Origin of the sequence: Pseudolactococcus hodotermopsidis (assembly GCF_011170085.1) — a bacterium.
In the GTDB taxonomy this organism is placed as follows: Bacteria; Bacillota; Bacilli; order Lactobacillales; family Streptococcaceae; genus Pseudolactococcus; species Pseudolactococcus hodotermopsidis.
Window position 1 is genome coordinate 1 of sequence record NZ_BLLI01000052.1, and the last position, 15,940, is coordinate 15,940.

General features: G+C 38.1%; 24 protein-coding genes and 1 pseudogene. 22 read left to right on the forward strand and 3 right to left on the reverse strand.

What is annotated here, in order from left to right; all coding sequences use genetic code 11:
• Positions 1 to 173: 173 nt before the first annotated feature.
• From Hs30E_RS08105 to Hs30E_RS08205, 22 genes and pseudogenes are all read left to right on the forward strand, one after another.
• Complete coding sequence (locus Hs30E_RS08105) at positions 174 to 362, forward strand: helix-turn-helix domain-containing protein (RefSeq protein ID WP_228462025.1); 189 nt, start codon at positions 174 to 176, stop codon at positions 360 to 362.
• A 118-nt stretch (positions 363 to 480) separates the two neighbouring features.
• Positions 481 to 777, forward strand: a complete 297-nt coding sequence (locus Hs30E_RS08110; protein WP_172209455.1) for a hypothetical protein — start codon at positions 481 to 483, stop codon at positions 775 to 777.
• 16 nt (positions 778 to 793) lie between these two features.
• Positions 794 to 1,099, forward strand: a complete 306-nt coding sequence (locus tag Hs30E_RS08115; protein WP_172209456.1) for a hypothetical protein — start codon at positions 794 to 796, stop codon at positions 1,097 to 1,099.
• A gap of 194 nt (positions 1,100 to 1,293) precedes the next feature.
• Positions 1,294 to 1,563 (forward strand): hypothetical protein, encoded by a 270-nt coding sequence (locus tag Hs30E_RS08120; RefSeq protein WP_172209457.1) that lies wholly within the window; start codon positions 1,294 to 1,296, stop codon positions 1,561 to 1,563.
• 54 nt (positions 1,564 to 1,617) lie between these two features.
• Positions 1,618 to 2,778 (forward strand): DNA (cytosine-5-)-methyltransferase, encoded by a 1,161-nt coding sequence (dcm, locus tag Hs30E_RS08125; RefSeq protein ID WP_172209458.1) that lies wholly within the window; start codon positions 1,618 to 1,620, stop codon positions 2,776 to 2,778.
• A gap of 20 nt (positions 2,779 to 2,798) precedes the next feature.
• Positions 2,799 to 3,206, forward strand: a complete 408-nt coding sequence (locus Hs30E_RS08130) for a hypothetical protein (RefSeq protein WP_172209459.1) — start codon at positions 2,799 to 2,801, stop codon at positions 3,204 to 3,206.
• Positions 3,203 to 3,406 carry a hypothetical protein gene (locus tag Hs30E_RS08135; protein WP_172209460.1) on the forward strand — a complete coding sequence of 68 codons (204 nt, stop codon included), beginning with the start codon at positions 3,203 to 3,205 and terminating at the stop codon, positions 3,404 to 3,406. The genes Hs30E_RS08130 and Hs30E_RS08135 overlap by 4 nt, the downstream gene beginning before the upstream one ends.
• The gene (gene ssb, locus Hs30E_RS08140; protein WP_172209461.1) at positions 3,399 to 3,827 is read left to right on the forward strand and encodes a single-stranded DNA-binding protein; all 429 of its coding nucleotides are present in this window, start codon (positions 3,399 to 3,401) and stop codon (positions 3,825 to 3,827) included. The genes Hs30E_RS08135 and ssb overlap by 8 nt, the downstream gene beginning before the upstream one ends.
• Before the next feature lie 82 nt (positions 3,828 to 3,909).
• Positions 3,910 to 4,179: a hypothetical protein gene (locus Hs30E_RS08145; protein WP_172209462.1), complete on the forward strand. Its 270-nt coding sequence runs from the start codon at positions 3,910 to 3,912 to the stop codon at positions 4,177 to 4,179.
• A gap of 40 nt (positions 4,180 to 4,219) precedes the next feature.
• On the forward strand, positions 4,220 to 4,510 hold the full coding sequence (locus Hs30E_RS08150; protein ID WP_172209463.1) for a hypothetical protein: 291 nt from the start codon (positions 4,220 to 4,222) through the stop codon (positions 4,508 to 4,510).
• Positions 4,511 to 4,917: 407 nt separating this feature from the next.
• Positions 4,918 to 5,310, forward strand: a complete 393-nt coding sequence (locus tag Hs30E_RS08155; protein ID WP_172209464.1) for a hypothetical protein — start codon at positions 4,918 to 4,920, stop codon at positions 5,308 to 5,310.
• 60 nt (positions 5,311 to 5,370) lie between these two features.
• The gene (locus Hs30E_RS08160; protein WP_172209465.1) at positions 5,371 to 5,553 is read left to right on the forward strand and encodes a hypothetical protein; all 183 of its coding nucleotides are present in this window, start codon (positions 5,371 to 5,373) and stop codon (positions 5,551 to 5,553) included.
• Between the two features lie 179 nt (positions 5,554 to 5,732).
• Positions 5,733 to 6,575, forward strand: a complete 843-nt coding sequence (locus Hs30E_RS08165) for a rolling circle replication-associated protein (protein ID WP_172209466.1) — start codon at positions 5,733 to 5,735, stop codon at positions 6,573 to 6,575.
• Positions 6,572 to 6,724 (forward strand): hypothetical protein, encoded by a 153-nt coding sequence (locus Hs30E_RS08170; RefSeq protein WP_172209467.1) that lies wholly within the window; start codon positions 6,572 to 6,574, stop codon positions 6,722 to 6,724. Before Hs30E_RS08165 ends, Hs30E_RS08170 begins: the two co-directional genes overlap by 4 nt.
• 3 nt (positions 6,725 to 6,727) lie before the next feature.
• On the forward strand, positions 6,728 to 7,162 hold the full coding sequence (locus tag Hs30E_RS08175) for a hypothetical protein (protein WP_172209468.1): 435 nt from the start codon (positions 6,728 to 6,730) through the stop codon (positions 7,160 to 7,162).
• A 340-nt stretch (positions 7,163 to 7,502) separates the two neighbouring features.
• Positions 7,503 to 7,808 carry an HNH endonuclease gene (locus tag Hs30E_RS08180; RefSeq protein WP_172209477.1) on the forward strand — a complete coding sequence of 102 codons (306 nt, stop codon included), beginning with the start codon at positions 7,503 to 7,505 and terminating at the stop codon, positions 7,806 to 7,808.
• 103 nt (positions 7,809 to 7,911) lie between these two features.
• Positions 7,912 to 8,217, forward strand: a complete 306-nt coding sequence (locus Hs30E_RS08185) for a P27 family phage terminase small subunit (protein ID WP_172209469.1) — start codon at positions 7,912 to 7,914, stop codon at positions 8,215 to 8,217.
• On the forward strand, positions 8,204 to 9,952 hold the full coding sequence (locus tag Hs30E_RS08190) for a terminase large subunit domain-containing protein (protein ID WP_172209470.1): 1,749 nt from the start codon (positions 8,204 to 8,206) through the stop codon (positions 9,950 to 9,952). Before Hs30E_RS08185 ends, Hs30E_RS08190 begins: the two co-directional genes overlap by 14 nt.
• Positions 9,953 to 10,026: 74 nt before the next feature.
• Entirely contained in the window at positions 10,027 to 10,740 is a 714-nt protein-coding gene (locus tag Hs30E_RS08195) for a phage regulatory protein/antirepressor Ant (RefSeq protein ID WP_172209471.1), read from the forward strand.
• 74 nt (positions 10,741 to 10,814) lie between these two features.
• Positions 10,815 to 11,030 (forward strand): annotated as a pseudogene (locus Hs30E_RS11225) (BRO-N domain-containing protein); the annotation flags it as partial.
• Complete coding sequence (locus Hs30E_RS11230) at positions 11,021 to 11,197, forward strand: phage antirepressor KilAC domain-containing protein (RefSeq protein ID WP_267130240.1); 177 nt, start codon at positions 11,021 to 11,023, stop codon at positions 11,195 to 11,197. The pseudogene Hs30E_RS11225 and the gene Hs30E_RS11230, both read left to right, overlap by 10 nt.
• A gap of 99 nt (positions 11,198 to 11,296) precedes the next feature.
• On the forward strand, positions 11,297 to 12,436 hold the full coding sequence (locus Hs30E_RS08205; RefSeq protein ID WP_172209472.1) for a phage portal protein: 1,140 nt from the start codon (positions 11,297 to 11,299) through the stop codon (positions 12,434 to 12,436).
• Here the strand turns inward: Hs30E_RS08205 and Hs30E_RS08210 are convergent.
• The 3 genes from Hs30E_RS08210 to Hs30E_RS08220 form a co-directional block, all read right to left on the reverse strand.
• Entirely contained in the window at positions 12,425 to 14,113 is a 1,689-nt protein-coding gene (locus Hs30E_RS08210) for a recombinase family protein (RefSeq protein ID WP_172209473.1), read from the reverse strand. The genes Hs30E_RS08205 and Hs30E_RS08210 overlap by 12 nt on opposite strands.
• A 180-nt stretch (positions 14,114 to 14,293) precedes the next feature.
• Positions 14,294 to 15,091, reverse strand: coding sequence for a replication-relaxation family protein (locus Hs30E_RS08215; RefSeq protein WP_172209474.1), 798 nt, complete (start codon positions 15,089 to 15,091; stop codon positions 14,294 to 14,296).
• A 160-nt stretch (positions 15,092 to 15,251) separates the two neighbouring features.
• Positions 15,252 to 15,940: TraM recognition domain-containing protein (locus tag Hs30E_RS08220; protein ID WP_172209475.1), on the reverse strand; the 689-nt coding region annotated here is incomplete at its 5' end.

A 15,940-nucleotide genomic window follows, 5' to 3' on the forward strand; every position in this document is an offset into this window, starting at 1 on the left:
AAGCTGAAAATTCAGCCTAAATCATAACTCAATCATATCAAAAATGGAATCTAAAAGCAAATTTTGCTTTAGCAAAACGTAACTCATGTTTAGACTTTTTTTGGGACATTTTCAATTTCGCTTGACATCGCACTTTACTATATATTGTTGAAAAAGGAAAGGTCAAAAACTATATGTTGTGGTTTAAGCTAAAAGAGATATTATCTCAAAAGAAAATATCGATTTATAGATTATCAAAATTAACGGGTATTAGCAGACAAACGTTTTCTGCTTTGAAAAAAGGGAAATTTGATGATTTGAAGTTTTCAACAATGAAAAAAATAGCTGATGCACTAGATATTAGCTTGGATGAATTTAGGTAACAAAAAACGCACAAATGCGCGTGACAAAATAAAAAGCACCTCAATTCTTGGCGGAATCTACGAGGTACTTATCAAATTTTACTAATCTAATTATACCACAAAAAAGAAAGGAAAATCTATGGATGTTTTATCGAAAGATTTTAAAAGAGCCATGCTTGAATCTATGGATAGAGCGTGGGAGAAAAAGCTAGAGCTTGAAAAGGAGTATCTTGCAACAAAAGATTTTCTAACGCAAAAAGAAGTCCTTAAAGAATTTTCTTTAACGGCAGTAACGCTTGGAGAATGGGAGAAGAACGGACTAAAACGTCTAATGCCCAGATACGAGGGGCGAAAAAAGTTTACTATCGCAAAACTGACATCATTAATTTTTTGTCAGTCAAATAATACCCAAATTGTCAGGCAAGGCGTGGGTTGAAATACGGAGATAACAAATGATTGAAGTAGATAAAGCAGAGTGGTCTGAAAGAAATTTCGAGACGTTAAAAGAGATGTTTGCTAACAAACAACGTGAATTGATTGCGGCGAATAAGAAGATTGAAGAATTGACCAAAGAAGTGAATGAACTGAAAAAGCCACTTGCGGTCTATCCAAATGATTTTACAAAAAGTGAATTGTGGCATAAGCCAAAGACTGAAAACAACCGCTTGCTAGATATTCTGTTCAAGCGAAATCCAGATACGACTGTGCGCGTGACGATTTCTGAGGCATTGGAATATTTGAAAAAGGAAATCGAATGAAATTTCTTGTTCTGGAATTAGGGGGATTGATATGATTTACACGAACGGAAAAGATTCGTATTTAATTTACTGTTATAGCGATTATCGTAACACTTGGAAAGTTGAAAATTATCCTTTCGACAGAACTGTTAGAGTTTTGAGCGAGAGGGGTAAAGATAACTTTATCAAAAATAATAAGTTGAAAGAGGTAGGGAATGACAATTAAACGCCCAGACCTATTTTTCATAAATGATGATGATTACAAATCGTTTGGCAATATAGCTGAAGATTTTGCATTAACTGAGTATGATACACCTTATTCAGCATTTAAAAAGCTAATAGCTTTAGCTTTAAAAAGAAATTTTTATGAACTAGTTGATGATGATGACATTGACTTAACCGATGACGAAAAGCGTATAGCAATGAATGCTTTGCTTAACCATTTTGCCGTTGATGTGATTGAAAAGAAAGGTTGTTTTGAATGAAATTGTATCTAGCAACGGAAATGAATGCTTACAAACTAATCGGAGAAATCTTTTATGAAATTTCTTGACTTATTTTCTGGAATCGGTGGATTCCGATTAGGCATGGAACAAGCGGGTCATGAATGTGTTGGATTTTGCGAGATTGACAAGTTTGCTCGTAAGTCTTATAAGGCGATTCACGACACGCTAGGAGAATATGAGTTCCACGATATTACAGCAGTTACAGATGAACAATGGAGAGCATTACATGGAACAGTTGACGTTATTTGCGGCGGATTTCCTTGCCAATCTTTCAGTATCGCAGGAAACAGACGAGGATTTGAGGAGACTAGAGGGACTTTGTTTTTTCAGATTGCAAGAGCCGCCAAGCAAATCAAACCACAGTTTTTATTCCTTGAAAACGTCAAGGGGTTACTCAATCACGACAAAGGGGACACGTTCAGAACTATCCTCAGCACGCTTGATGAACTGGGGTATTATGTTGAATGGCAAATACTTAACAGCAAAGATTACGGCGTTCCGCAGCACAGAGAGCGGGTGTTCATTATCGGACATCTTAGAGGAGAACGTTTCAGAGAAATATTTCCTATCGGAGGAACGTCAGTCAAAGCTACTATACAAATATTAGCGCACCGTGACGGTTATCGGCGCAATACGCAAGTATTTAGCAAAGACGGTATAACTGAGGCACGTGCTGGTGGTGGTCGTGGTCACTATGTTGCGATACCAGTTTTGACACCAGAGGCGCACGCCAAACGTCCAGCACTTTTAGCAAAGAATAAAACAAGCAATCATGATTCTGGTGTTGTTATCAAAGTTGGGAATGTTAATCCAAGCGGAAAAGGTATGAACGGTAATGTTTATGATTCTGACGGAGTTGCGCCAACACTTACAACGAATAAAGGGGAAGGACCTAAAATCTTACAACGTCCAAGAGGCTTTAACTCTGGCGGAGAGCATGAGATAGCACCTACATTGTCATCTAGCAGTTGGCAAGAAAACAATTTACTGAAGGTCAGTGGAATTTATACCAACGATTCCCCTGAATTTATCAGAATTAGAAAACTAACGCCTCGTGAGTGTTGGCGGTTACAAGGTTTTCCAGATTGGGCATTTGACAAGGCACGTGAGGTCAATAGTGACAGTCAGCTTTATAAACAGGCTGGAAATAGCGTGACCGTGCCAGTTATCTATGCGATTGCTAAATTATTGTAATTATTGTAGAGGAGAGAAAAATGAAATTATATCTAGCAACGGCAATGAATGGTCGTACAATCAAAGAAATCAAAAATAAGATTGAAGATTGTGCGGCTTTTTTGGTAAAAAATGAGATTGATTTTTTCAATCCGTTTTTAGAAACGGTTGCCAAGGATAATGTGGCAAACGGCATTATCCGTGACAAAAAGCCAATTGAAATGTTGTGTGATTCCGCTCGGCACATTGAGGAGTGTGACGGTGTGATGTTTATCGGAAGTCGTGATGATTTGGTGTCGTCACTTGGCTGTCAAGTCGAAGTATTGATTGCCAACAATTACGGCAAAGGCTGCTTGATGTATGACGGCGAAGATGTAATCAGTTTTAAGTCGATAGAAACGACTTATGAGTTTGGCGAGATATTGGCTAAAAAGGAGCTGGGAGCATGAGCTATATTATCAGCTATACAGGCGTTAAGTTAAAAATTAAGTGGTACGCCTGCGACAAATATATGGCGCAATGGCGCTTTACCAACGAGAAAAACAAGGCTTATCGCTATAAATCGCTTGAAAAGGCAAAAGCTGTCTTGAAACATTGCAAGATTCAGCGTGATTATGATTGGAAGATTGAGGAGTTGGGATATGATTAATAATGTTGTTTTGGTTGGTCGTTTGACGAAAGACCCAGAATTGACCTACACACCGCAGAATCAAGCAGTTATTGCTTTCACGCTTGCGGTCAATCGTAATTTTAAAAATGGTAATGGCGAGCGCCAAGCTGATTTTATCAGTATTGTTTTGTGGCGACAGGCTGCTGAAAATTTTGCGAATTGGGCGACAAAAGGGGCGCTAATCGGTATTACTGGTCGGATTCAGACGAGGAATTATGAAGATGGTGGTGGTCGTCGTGTTTACGTGACTGAAGTCATTGCGGATAGTTTTCAGATGTTGGAAAGTCGTGCCGCGCGTGAGGGTGGCAATAAGGTGCAACAAGCGCCGAATCAGCCAGATTTTAGTCGGGATAATGGTGTGCCACCGTCTGAGCTTAGTGATGATAATTTGCCGTTTTGAGCATTGTTCAGAAAAAAGAAACAGGAGGCTGACGAAAAAGGATATACAGCTTGAGCTGTTTTAGAAAACGGAGAAAAATAAAATGGATTATTACAATTTAGTCGAAGCACTACAAGATTTAGATATATTCAAAGAGATTGATGCTAATGCAGAAAATTTAGATGAATTTGAGATTCAGGATTTGGTAACTGACGGGTTTGGCGATGATCCGCTTGAACTTGTGAATATCATTCTTAAACGCATCGAATTTGTAGAGTTTTCAATTTCAGGCTCTAAAGGTATCGTTATCCCAGAGGTCGATAAAAACGGAAATAAAACGCCTATCGCTGTCTGGAAAAAGGTATTCAAATGACAGACTGAAGTTGAGAAGCTTGAAAAAAAGGAGATGCAAAATGACTAAATACAGAAAAAAACCAGTGGTAATTGAGGCGTTTCAAGTAGGATATGAGCGTTGTCTACCCGATTGGCTAGATGAAGCCATAACAAGAAATGATGTTATTACTCATTGCAGCTACGAGACACAACCTTTTGATAATGTTCCAAAATTCGATAGCGCCGACATCAAAACGCTAGAGGGAACTATGCACGCCCAAAAAAGCGACTATATCATTAAAGGCGTGCAAGGCGAGCTTTATCCTTGTAAGCCAGATATTTTTGAGGCAACTTATGAGGTGGTGGAATGATAAAAAAGATTAGACACGCACTTTCTACGTACGTAATGAGGCAGTTCATAGCTTTCATTATGCTATTTATTATCTTGATATTATCATCACTTGCGATAAATTATATCGCATTGATAGAGAGCATAAGTCCATTATCAAAAATGGTGGACATGACATTAACGGCAATCACATCATTCTTTGTTATAATGTTTGTCTTGGCAAAGATGATGAAATAGGGAGAGTGTAAATAAATATAAAGCAATAACTAGCTTTGTCGTGACAGATAAAGATGGCGATGACCTTTTAGAGGTTGTAGATGGGGATGTGTTCATTAGAGAAAGCGGAACGAATAAGTTTACGCATAAAGAAACTGCTCTTGTCATAACATTTCAACGGAGAGCGATAGCAGATTATTTGGAGAAAGAAAAATGAAAATAAAACTATGTTGGGTTAATGAAATTGATAGTGAAAATCCACCAGAAAACTTAAAAGAGATTGTTTGGGATTCTTTTAGAAAGTTTACAAAAGGAACAGCCGAGGACTATAAGTTTATTGATAAGTTATCATACATTGATAATCTAAGGAAATCGTTGCACGATTTCAAAAATTTGGAAGAATCTGTCGAGAAAGAACTAGGTGGTTATTGTAAATATTACCTAGATGAATATGGAGAAATGCCAGATGCAACAGATGTGCTAGATACTGCATTTATGGCTCAATGCTTTGATTCTGGTTTTATGCCACTTAGTGAATTAGGAAAATTCGGCTATGAGACAAGCAAAACGATATGTGACATCGTTAAGTATGTGATGATTTATTAGGAGGTGGGAGATGGCTGCGACACATTGGTTGATTTATTTTAAGAATTAGGAGCATGTGATATGCAAATCAGAATCATAAACAGCAAGATTCAGTACGCAAAAGGCGAGTATACAATGACCAAATATGGTGTATCAAATTTTCTGAGACAGTTGAATCAAAATGGTGTGACGAAACTTGACGATGAAAGCCGAGAAAATTTGAAACGATTATCACGATTAGCGGAACGTGGGAGATTAGTGTAAATAAAAAAATACAGTTCTTGGGAAACTGTATTTTATAGTAGAAACTTTCGTTTATGTATTTTAATTATAGCACATAAACGGCGATATATCAAGGCTGGACGTTGATTTTTAAGTCAACGTTTGGCTAGCTTGTAATAGGTATTAACTTTGAGGACAAACTAGAAAAAGGAAACACGTTTATGTATTATATGCGCAATATCGCTATCTCAGCTGATGATAAATATCGTGAGTGTAGCATTTTGGGGAAATCGTTGCCTGTTGATTTGGTTCGGGGTGGTAAACCGAGAAAAAAGAAAGAAGTGGCTAGTCGACCAGTTCAGAAGAATTTGAATTATCGGAATGCGCAGAAGTGGTTTCGGTTATCTGCGATAGCAAATTTTGATAATGGCGATTATTACGGGACATTTACTTTTGATGATGAACATCTGCCAGAAAATCTTGAGGCATGCGAAAAAGAAATCTCTAATTTTTTGAAAAGGATAAATCGGGCGAGGAAAAAGAAAGAATTGCCAAGTTTGAAATATCTAGGCGTGATTGAGGGGAAAACTGAGGGGCGATTACATTTTCATTTGATTATGGATAATTTGCTTGGTCGCGATGAGATTGAAAATCTTTGGGCAAAAGGCAGAGGCAAGAATCGGAAGTTTATGGGAAAAGGCGAGGTTGTTGTGATTCGTCCTCAAAATGATGTACCAGGTGTTGAAGTGATTGCAACTTATCTGACGAAAGAGTTTAAGTTAGAGAATCGAAAAGGCAAGCGCAAATGGTTTTCTAGTCGGAATTTGAAAAAGCCGATTGTTGAACGTGCGCAGAATTGGAAGTATTCAAGGGCGAAGATTGCGAGCTTGCTTGAGAAAGATGAATTGGAGCGACAATTAGAGCTTGATAATCCAGAATGGGAACTGATTGAGTTTCCGAGGAAGAATCCCGAAACGGAACGTGAGGAGTATGTTAAGTTGGACGTGCGAGAAAATGAATTTCTTGGCACAAGTATTTATTACAGAATGCGGAGGCGATTATGAAAAGTGAGATACATTGGACTGTGACTTGGCAGAGTGTCGAGGGGCAAGCAACGATGTTTGTGGTGAGATTTGCGAGCATGCGTGAGGCGCAGGCGTTTAAGAAAACGATTAAGCCTGTGGCTAAGGCTAAAGTTGAGAGAGTGGGGTAGGAAATGGGACAACCAGAATTATCAAGAAATGAATCTAAACTTTTAGAATACCTACAAGAAAAGAAATCTCTGACAGGGTGGCCGAGTGCTATTGCTGAGATTATCGGAATCAATAGTCATGGTTTTGATTTGGCACGCAAAAAGTTGAAACGGTATGATTTTGTATCTGAGGTAAATCTAACAGATGATGAGGGGAATGGTTCGCATGTCATCAAGTTGTCTATTACAACAAAAGGCACGAAGATTTTACCAATAGACGACGAGCGCAAAGCAAATCAAGATATTCGAGATTTGATTGCTGATCTCGGATATGGTATGAGCAGAATGGCTGACGAATTAGGAATTAGCAAGAAAACATTTATTGGCATGATGAACGTTGAGATGAATGACTTGAAACGCAGGAAGTTGATTAGTCAAATCAGACAAGTTTGTCAATAAAACAATTCACACCAAAAGCGAAAAGAGGTGGCGATGGATTTAAGAGTAACGCTAAGTAACGATGAATGTCATGTGGTATTTAGAGACATCACACGACTACTTAAGCAGTATGATAAATTATGTGATTCAGAGCGCAGCCAGATTGATTGTGCTCTTGAATGCGTTCAGCGAAACGAAGAAACGGCGTATTATATTATTACTAAACGTTTTCTTAGTGGTAGAAATAAAAAGTCCTATAATCAGCTTGCATTTGAGTTATACTATGATGAGAGCAACGTCAGAAAGATTAGAAACGCTGGCTATAAATGGTTTGCTGAAAGCTACAAAGGGGGTGTGTTACTTGATAGATGTCTCAACAAGAAGTGCGAGGCATAGCTTTTATGTCTCAACAGCTTGGCTTAAACTCAGAGCTAAAGTATTAGCTCGTGATAATTATGAGTGTATCTGGTGCAAAGCTGAGGGCAAGGTGACAACAAAAAAGAACGCTGTACTTGAAGTGGACCATATCAAAGAACTTGAACACTATCCGCAATATGCACTAGATATTAAGAACCTACGAACGCTATGCAAAAACTGCCACAACAAGCGACATGGCAGGTATCAAAGACGAAATAAACGATTTGATGACGAGGAGTTTGAATGGTAAGCCCCCCGCTCAAATAAAAACAAGAATTGTCAGAATTCTTCCAGACCGAGTTGCCCACATTTAACCAAAAAAATCTAAAAACGCACATGAGAGGGGGGAACCTATGGCAAAAACAAAACTAGAATTGGAATTATCTAAGCTGATTGATAAAAATTCAGCGAGTGAAATGGAAATTATGAAACGTTATTTAAGTCTTGTTGACACATACAAAAAATTAGATAAGTCAATAGAAAAAAATGGTGTGATGATTTCTGTGAAAAATGGCAATCAGAAATTTTTAAAAGCAAATCCTGCTGTTTCTGAAAAAGTGAAAGTAAATGCTGCGCTTATGAAATTGGGCGAATTTTTCGAGAAAAAACGTGCGGAAAAATCAGCCGAAAAAGGAATAAATTTAAATGAATTATATTAAATTTCTGCCCAAAGAAGTTAAAAAATACGTTTCGGAGTACGAAACAGAAAAAATAAAATTCAATCAAGAACGTGCGCAATTAGTTAATTATATCGAGCGTGAAATTTGTCCACGTTTAAAATCAAATGAAATTTTTTTTGATATGGAACAGATTGAAAGATGTACTGGCTATATCGAAAGGTGGTTTTTTAAGTTGGAAAATTTTCAAAAATTTATCATCGCTTTTGTGTTTTTGTACACCACAAAAACAAAAGCTAATGTTTATCGTGAGTTTTTGATTATGATGGGGCGTGGTGGTGGTAAAAATGGCTTGATTTCTGGTATTTGTTCGTATCTTCTGACACCTATGCACGGTATTGCTAAGTATGATATTTCGATTGTGGCAAATAGCGAGGAGCAGGCAAAAGTTAGTTTTGATGAAATTTTTGATGTGATTGAGGGGAATCCTGCTCTTAAAAAAACGTTTGACAATAAGCGGGCTAGGATTCGCAATCGTCAGACAAAAAGTGTTATCAGATATGTGACGTCTAATGGTTCGACAAAAGATGGTGCGCGTGATGGTGCTGTCGTATTTGACGAGATTCACAGGTACGAGAGTAATCGAGATGTCAAGGTGCATGTGTCGGGGCTTGGTAAGCGCCCAAATCCTCGTCAGTTTTATATCGGGACGGATGGTTATGTGCGTGATGGTTTTATTGACGAGATAAAAGATAAGGCGCACAAGGTGTTATCTGGTAAGACACGGTATAATGCGTTATTTCCGTTTATTTGTAAGTTAGATAATGAGTTACAGGTTGATGATTTGTCGACTTGGGAGTTGGCTAATCCGATGTTTCATCAGCCTTTGAGTGCTTATGCTAAAGATTTGTGGCACGAGGTGGTGGAGCAGTATGAGGAGTTGCAAGATAATCCGAGTAATCGTGAGGAGTTTATGACTAAGCGGATGAATTTGCCTGTGGCGGATACTGAGCGGAGTGTGGCGAGCCATGAGGAGTTGGTGGCGACTAAACGAGATTTTCCAGATTTAGTTGGTCGGCAGTGTATTGGAGCGTTTGACTATGCGGCTGTTCGAGATTTTGCAGCAGTTGGGCTGTTGTTTAGGTCGGGAGAGGATTATATTTGGTTATCTCATAGTTTTGTGCGCAAGGAGTTTGTGGATGCGATTTATGGGTATAGTAAGCCAAAGGATACGGTCAATGGTAAGCGACAATTTGCGCCTATCAAAAAGTGGGAAGACGATGGCTTTTTGACTGTGATTGACGAGCCGACAATCAGTCCTAAGTATATTGTGGAGTGGTTTGTCTATGCGCGTGATGAGTTGGGTTATGATTTGCAGACAATCGTGGCGGACAGATATAGAGCTGAGCATGTGCAACAGGCTTTTGAGTCATGTGATTTTGAGGTACAATATAAAAATAAATTTGATGCGCCGTTTGGTTATCGTTTGGAAATTTTACGAAATGCCCTTGCGATTGACAGTTTGGTTGCGCCTAAAATCGAGAGTGCTTTCGCTAGTCAAAATGTCATTTTTGGCGATAACGATATGATGCGGTGGTACACACATAATGTGTTGCGCAAGCTAAAAGGCGATGGCAATGTGCTATATGTCAAGAAAGAGGATGTAAGGCGTAAGACGGACGGTTTTAAAGCGTTTGAGTATGCGATGTATCACTCGGGAGATTTACAGGATGTGGATGTTGGCGCTTTTTATGATAATGTTGATGATTGGTTCTAAATTTTAGATACTCGAAAAAGTCCGCTTTTTCATCTTAAAATTATTTAGACTAGAATTATTCGGAGGAAAACAAAATGAACGAATTAACAGAAAAAATTGTATTTATCGAAAACGATAAAATCGTGACAAACTCGAAACAGGTTGCTGAGAGTTTTGGAAAACAGCATAAAGATGTGCTAGAAAATATTGATAATCTCATGGCGGAAAATTCCGCCGTGAAAATGTTTAAAGAAACAAGCTATGAAAGTCGAGGTAGAAAATTCCGCATGTACCTGATGAACCGTGACCGATTTTCACTTCTCGCTATGGGCTTTACTGGAAAGCATGCGCTTGAGTTTAAACTCAAGTATATTGAAGCATTCAATCAGCTTGAACAGTTCTACAATAGTCCTGATATGATTATCAAGCGAGCTATGGAGTTACAAGCTCAGAAGATTATCAAACTTGAAACGGAAAATAAGGAACTCAAACCTAAAGCGCTATTTGCTGATTCGGTTTCAACTTCTAAAACGAGTATATTAGTTGGAGATATGGCGAAAATTATCAAATCTAATGGCATTGATATGGGTGCTAATCGTTTCTTCACTTGGTTGCGTGATAACGGATATTTGATTAAGCGCAAAGGTAGTGACTGGAATATGCCGACACAGAACTCTATGAATCTTGATTTATTTGAGATTAAGGAAACAATCATAAATAAACCAGATGGTCACGTTCAAATCAGCAAGACACCAAAAATTACAGGTAAAGGTCAAATATACTTTATCAACAAATTTTTGGGAGCATAACAAAAAAAGCCTTGTGAGGTAGATTTTACAAGGCTTTTTATTTGATTAAAAATATTTTTTCGGAGGAAAACAAAATGAACGAATTACAAAACTTTAATTTCAGTGGGCAAGATGTCCGCATTATCACACTCAATGACGAGCCTTGGTTTGTCGGCAAAGATGTTGCTGATATTCTTGAATACAGCGATACGCAGGCTATGACCCGCCGTCTTGATGAAGAAGATGTCATAACCGACAAATTGTCGGGTATGGTGTTATTTTCAAACAGGGAAATGTTTGGTTGCTTTACCAGAAATATGCTGATAAAGGTTATACCAAGACAAACTTTGCACCAGATGATGTGGCGCAGTTGCATCCTCATACGAAATGGACACAGCAAGGTATGTTATTTGTTTATGAGTTGCTGAAATCAAAGGGGATTTTGCCAATGGTAGAACTTGATGAGCAGGCGAGCTAGACCCAAAAATCGCTTGATATTGTTGTGTGATAAAAGAGTCCGCTTTTTTGCGGTTTTTTTGTTTATACTGAATTTATACAACAAAGAGAAAGGAGCGTTATGGGGATTTTAGATGTGATTTTGGGACGAAAAGAGAAGTCTAGTGTTGAATTTGTGTTAGCGAATGCTACGACACAGGCGACAATGAAAAATATTGCACTTGATACATGTGTGAATTATATTGCTCGAACTTTTGCTAAGGCGACTTTTATCAAAAAAGATAAGAATCAGAAGTCTGTTTTTGACGAAGATTATTATTTGTTGAATACTCGTCCAAATCCCAATCAAACGGCGGCTGAATTTTGGACACAAGCTGTGTCAAATCTGATTCGAGATAGTGAGTTGCTGATTGTTTGTTATCAACATAGCTTGTTTATTGCTGATGCGTTTGTTAAAAATGAGTTCTTGACAGGCGATGAATATTCTGGAGTATCTATTCGTTATGAATCTTTGTCAAGAATATTTACAAGCAACGAAGTCGTTTATTTGAGAAATGAAAATCAAGCGTTAGATAATTTCTTTGATAGTTTGTGGTGTGACTATGCCGACATTATGGGTGCGACTATCGGGGCGCAGATTCGCACTGGTCAGATTCGAGCGCTCTGGAGTGTGCCGAGTAGCAAGCTTGATGAAAAGGAGCGCAAAAGCCAAAAGCAATTGCGCGAAAATGTTATCAACGAGATTAGGAAGTCGCCAGTGGTGCTGATTCCTAAGAAACACGAGAAAGACTATGATGAAATTTCTAACAAACAAGCTACTGGGAAAGGTAACAATGTTGATGAGATTGGTAAGGCTAAGAAATTCTATATTGATGATGTTGCTAATGTTCTAGGGATTCCTAATGGTCTGATTTATGGTGACTTTGCGGATAATCAGAAAAACTATGAGATTTTCATTGAGACTGTGATTGAACCGATTGCAGCTAAATTGATTGATGGCCTCAATCACATTGTTTACTCGCAAAGCGAGATTATTGCAGGACACACAATTAAAATGTTAGGAGTGCGGCGACGTGATATGTTCGAGCTATCAAGTAGTATTGACAAGTTGATTTCATCTGGCACATTTAATCAAGATGAGATTCGGGAAGAACTTGGACGGAGTGAAATTCCAAATGGTGATAAATACTCACACACCACACAGCAGTCCCTTATCCTAATCATAGCGAGCGGAAATCCGCTCGCTTTTTTATTTTCCTAGCAGTTCATCCAAATCTAGTTCTCCCACAAAATTATAATGAATTTCAACAATCGTAATTTTACTCCTTGGGATATTCTCAGGTCGATGGATGACAATTTTACTGATTAGCGAATTCACAATTTCAGTTGTTAATTCAGTCATCTCAGTGTATTTTTTGACGATTTTGATAAACTGCTGAATCGAAGTATTTTGTTCATCATGTTTAGCCAATTCTTTTTTCATATCCACAAGCTCATTTTTCAATTTATCCTGTTCAATTTCATAATTGGTCGTGAGTTTGCGAAAGCGTTCATCAGATAATTTTTGCGTCAAAGTGTCTTCATAAAGTCGCTGAATGATTGAATCAATTTCGACATGCCGTTTTTGACTTGCCCTAATTTTTCGTTTCAATTTTGCAACTTCGTGATTACTTTCTAGTTCAAATTTTACCTTCAATTTATCAACAAATTCAGATTCATGTTTTTGCAAACCTTGACACAATTTTTTCAAATCTTCCAAAACAATTGTTTCTAGCGCATTTTTACGAATGTAATGAGGATTTTCGCAATTTCTCCTAACATTAGCGTAACGTGAACATTTGTAATGATCCAGATTGGTTTCGCCTTTTTGCTTGGCACAAAAATATTCCTTACTGTCACAAGCGCCACAAAAAATTAATCCTGCAAATAAATTGGCATGCTCAATTTCATCATAATGATGTTTTTGCACTCGTTTATGTTTTCGCATTTGCTGAACAATATCAAAAGTTTCTTGGTCAATAATCGCAGGATGTGCATCTTTGAAAATTAGCCATTCATCTTTAGGTTTAGTTTTTGTCTGGCGAGATTTGTAAGATATTTTGTAGGTTTTCAAACTAACTGTGTGACCTAAATATTCTTCTTTACTCAACATGCTAGCGATAGTCGTGTGCACCCAAGCATAAGGGTCGTCATTTTTCGCTTGATGATTAATAGCAATGCCACGATTCACTTTATGCCAAATTGGAGTTTCGATTTTCTGCGTTCGCAAGTATTTTGCGATTTTATAAACGCCAAGTCCTTCTTTTGCTAATTGAAAAATCAATTTAACAACTTGACTGGCTTCCTCGTCAATAATCCAATTTTTCGGATTATCTGGCGATTTCAAATAGCCATAAGGTGGAAACGCACAAATTTTTTCGCCAGCTTTTGCTTTTGCATGTTTGACGGCTTTGATTTTCTTGCTTGTATCTCTCGCATACCATTCATTAAAAAGGTTGCGCAAAGGTAACAAATTATCAGAAGCTTCATCAGATTTTGTGCTATCGACATTATCATTTAATGCGATAAAACGAATTTGATGAGTTGGGAAGGTTAGCTCCAAAAGTTGTCCAACTCTTAAATAGTCGCGTCCTAGCCTTGATAAATCTTTGACTAAAAAATTACGAACCTTTCCGCTTTCCACTAAAGCGAGCGCTTTTTGGATTGCTGGGCGATTGAAACTTGTGCCAGAGTAGCCATCATCCACAAAATAGATGGGATTTTGTAAATTTTCATTTATCGCAAAATCGCCAAGATATTGTTTTTGATTTGTGATTGAATCACTGTCTCCAGCATTGCCATCATCCTGCGAAAGTCGGCAATATACAACCGTAATATCTTGTAATTGTTCTAAATCTACCTCCGTATATTCCTTGATTTTTAAAGTGCTGTTATGCATATAAGCGTCCTCCTAATTATGATTAATTTAGATTTCACCTATAACCCTAGTGACAGTATAACTCTCTTTGGGCAAAAAGTGTAGTCTTATTTTTCCTGTAAAATCAAGCGTTTGATGAGTTGTTTTAGAGTCTTTTTTCCGACAAATTTTCGCTTGATAATATAGATATTTTTTCCAATTTTAATCTGTTTTCCCATCATCAATTCCTCCCGCCACAAACTCCGCAAATTCATCCAAACTCACAACCTGAAACAATTCCCAAAAATTAGCCAGCTCATCTTGAATGCGTTTTTGGATGGCGATTTTCCGTTTTTCGTCAGGCGCAATCCAGAGCACAAGTGGAAAAACATTGTTATATTTTTGTTCAAAACCCGTGTTGTAATAACGAATATATTGCTTGCATTTATTCACAATTCGGTTCAAACTTTCCGTGCTTTTATCCACCTCAATAAAATAGCTATCAACATAATCGTGCAGTGAAATTTCCGCAAATGAATCTGGTTTCAAACGCATTTGTCCGCCCAAAGCATCCAGCCAACCACGCCAACAAGTTGGTTCAAACAGAAATAAATCAAGCGTAAAATTTAGATTTTTTCTGGCGATTTCACTCAGTTGAACATAAATTTCCGTAATTGCCAGCGTGTGTTCTAAATGATGCGAAGTTGGTTCATATTTATTTTTCCGTGAGATTGGCAAATTTTCGCCAGCCTGTTTAAGCGCCCGCAAACCCGCAGTTTTTATCGTCCAAATATACGAACCGCTACCAGCTCGCACGCCACCAATTCGGCGCTCTAAATGCGAGATAAATCCCAAATTATTCAGCTTTTTTGTCGCAAGATTTGCTCGGCGAATTGCGGTAGAATCTTTCACGCTGTTCAAGAAAAACAGCCGAGAAATTTGCTTTGTTGTGGCATATTTTGCCTTGCATAAAAACTGCAAAATCTGCTTTTCCTTATCTGTTAAATCGTGTTTTTGCATTTCGATTTCCTTTCAATTTTAAGCGAGCTTGCTCCGTGTGAAATAAGGTAAATACGGAGTAAGTCGTGTGCTATATTTTTATAAATCGGCGATTTTCCGCCAACAAAAAGCGTTCGTCCAACCTCGTGAAACGAATAGCGAAACGAACACAAATTTTGTTTTAATCTGCAGTATTTTTCTTGCGTCTACCAATATTTTGGGGTCTGGTTTTGGGAATTTTCTCAGAATTTTTGTCTAAATTCTCGCTAGTATTTTTCAGAGAATGCAAATCGGAAAATCCAAATTGCTTGGAAAAATCAGCCTCAATTTCAGAAGTTGGCGTGCCATATTTAAGCGCAGATTTCGCAACCAAATCGCTGTAATTTCTGGTTGCAGGCGGTTTAGGAAAAGTTTTGCCAGAAAGCCAGCCACTAGAATTTCCATTGTTAGGCAACTTGGCATAAATGTGATATTGAGGCAAGTGATAAAAATCCTCAGCCACAAGTTCAGGCGCTTGTTTTGCCAGCTCCTGCGCATCGTTCATATCCAGCCCAAAACAGATTTTATTTCGGCAATTCGCATCAATCGCCATTTTGATATTTTGCGACAATTGATGCCGATATTGGTGCGCCAAAGTCAATGAAAGTCCAAGCCCACGAGCCTGACTCAGCGCATCCGCCAAATCTGTTGGCAAGCGCAAATAATCTTGAAGTTCGTCAATAAACAGCGAAATTCTGTGGCGCTTTTCTGGCGGAATTTCTGCCCGTTTTAGCGCCAAACTCCAAGTCAGGCTAACTAATAGCGAACCTAAAAAACGTGCAGATTCAGCGCCTGTAACGCCTTTATTTAGCGAAACTAAAACGATTTTTC

Coding starts and splice junctions, on each gene's coding strand:
- Hs30E_RS08155 (WP_172209464.1), top strand. CDS start 4,918: ATGAAAATAAAACTATGTTGGGTTAATGAAATTGATAGTGAAAATCCA.
- Hs30E_RS08160 (WP_172209465.1), top strand. CDS start 5,371: ATGCAAATCAGAATCATAAACAGCAAGATTCAGTACGCAAAAGGCGAG.
- Hs30E_RS08210 (WP_172209473.1), bottom strand. CDS start 14,113: ATGCATAACAGCACTTTAAAAATCAAGGAATATACGGAGGTAGATTTA.
- Hs30E_RS08195 (WP_172209471.1), top strand. CDS start 10,027: ATGAACGAATTAACAGAAAAAATTGTATTTATCGAAAACGATAAAATC.
- dcm (WP_172209458.1), top strand. CDS start 1,618: ATGAAATTTCTTGACTTATTTTCTGGAATCGGTGGATTCCGATTAGGC.
- Hs30E_RS08165 (WP_172209466.1), top strand. CDS start 5,733: ATGTATTATATGCGCAATATCGCTATCTCAGCTGATGATAAATATCGT.
- Hs30E_RS08170 (WP_172209467.1), top strand. CDS start 6,572: ATGAAAAGTGAGATACATTGGACTGTGACTTGGCAGAGTGTCGAGGGG.
- Hs30E_RS08185 (WP_172209469.1), top strand. CDS start 7,912: ATGGCAAAAACAAAACTAGAATTGGAATTATCTAAGCTGATTGATAAA.
- Hs30E_RS08115 (WP_172209456.1), top strand. CDS start 794: ATGATTGAAGTAGATAAAGCAGAGTGGTCTGAAAGAAATTTCGAGACG.
- Hs30E_RS08150 (WP_172209463.1), top strand. CDS start 4,220: ATGACTAAATACAGAAAAAAACCAGTGGTAATTGAGGCGTTTCAAGTA.
- Hs30E_RS08120 (WP_172209457.1), top strand. CDS start 1,294: ATGACAATTAAACGCCCAGACCTATTTTTCATAAATGATGATGATTAC.
- Hs30E_RS08190 (WP_172209470.1), top strand. CDS start 8,204: ATGAATTATATTAAATTTCTGCCCAAAGAAGTTAAAAAATACGTTTCG.
- ssb (WP_172209461.1), top strand. CDS start 3,399: ATGATTAATAATGTTGTTTTGGTTGGTCGTTTGACGAAAGACCCAGAA.
- Hs30E_RS08135 (WP_172209460.1), top strand. CDS start 3,203: ATGAGCTATATTATCAGCTATACAGGCGTTAAGTTAAAAATTAAGTGG.
- Hs30E_RS08105 (WP_228462025.1), top strand. CDS start 174: ATGTTGTGGTTTAAGCTAAAAGAGATATTATCTCAAAAGAAAATATCG.
- Hs30E_RS08110 (WP_172209455.1), top strand. CDS start 481: ATGGATGTTTTATCGAAAGATTTTAAAAGAGCCATGCTTGAATCTATG.
- Hs30E_RS08175 (WP_172209468.1), top strand. CDS start 6,728: ATGGGACAACCAGAATTATCAAGAAATGAATCTAAACTTTTAGAATAC.
- Hs30E_RS08215 (WP_172209474.1), bottom strand. CDS start 15,091: ATGCAAAAACACGATTTAACAGATAAGGAAAAGCAGATTTTGCAGTTT.
- Hs30E_RS08145 (WP_172209462.1), top strand. CDS start 3,910: ATGGATTATTACAATTTAGTCGAAGCACTACAAGATTTAGATATATTC.
- Hs30E_RS08130 (WP_172209459.1), top strand. CDS start 2,799: ATGAAATTATATCTAGCAACGGCAATGAATGGTCGTACAATCAAAGAA.
- Hs30E_RS08205 (WP_172209472.1), top strand. CDS start 11,297: ATGGGGATTTTAGATGTGATTTTGGGACGAAAAGAGAAGTCTAGTGTT.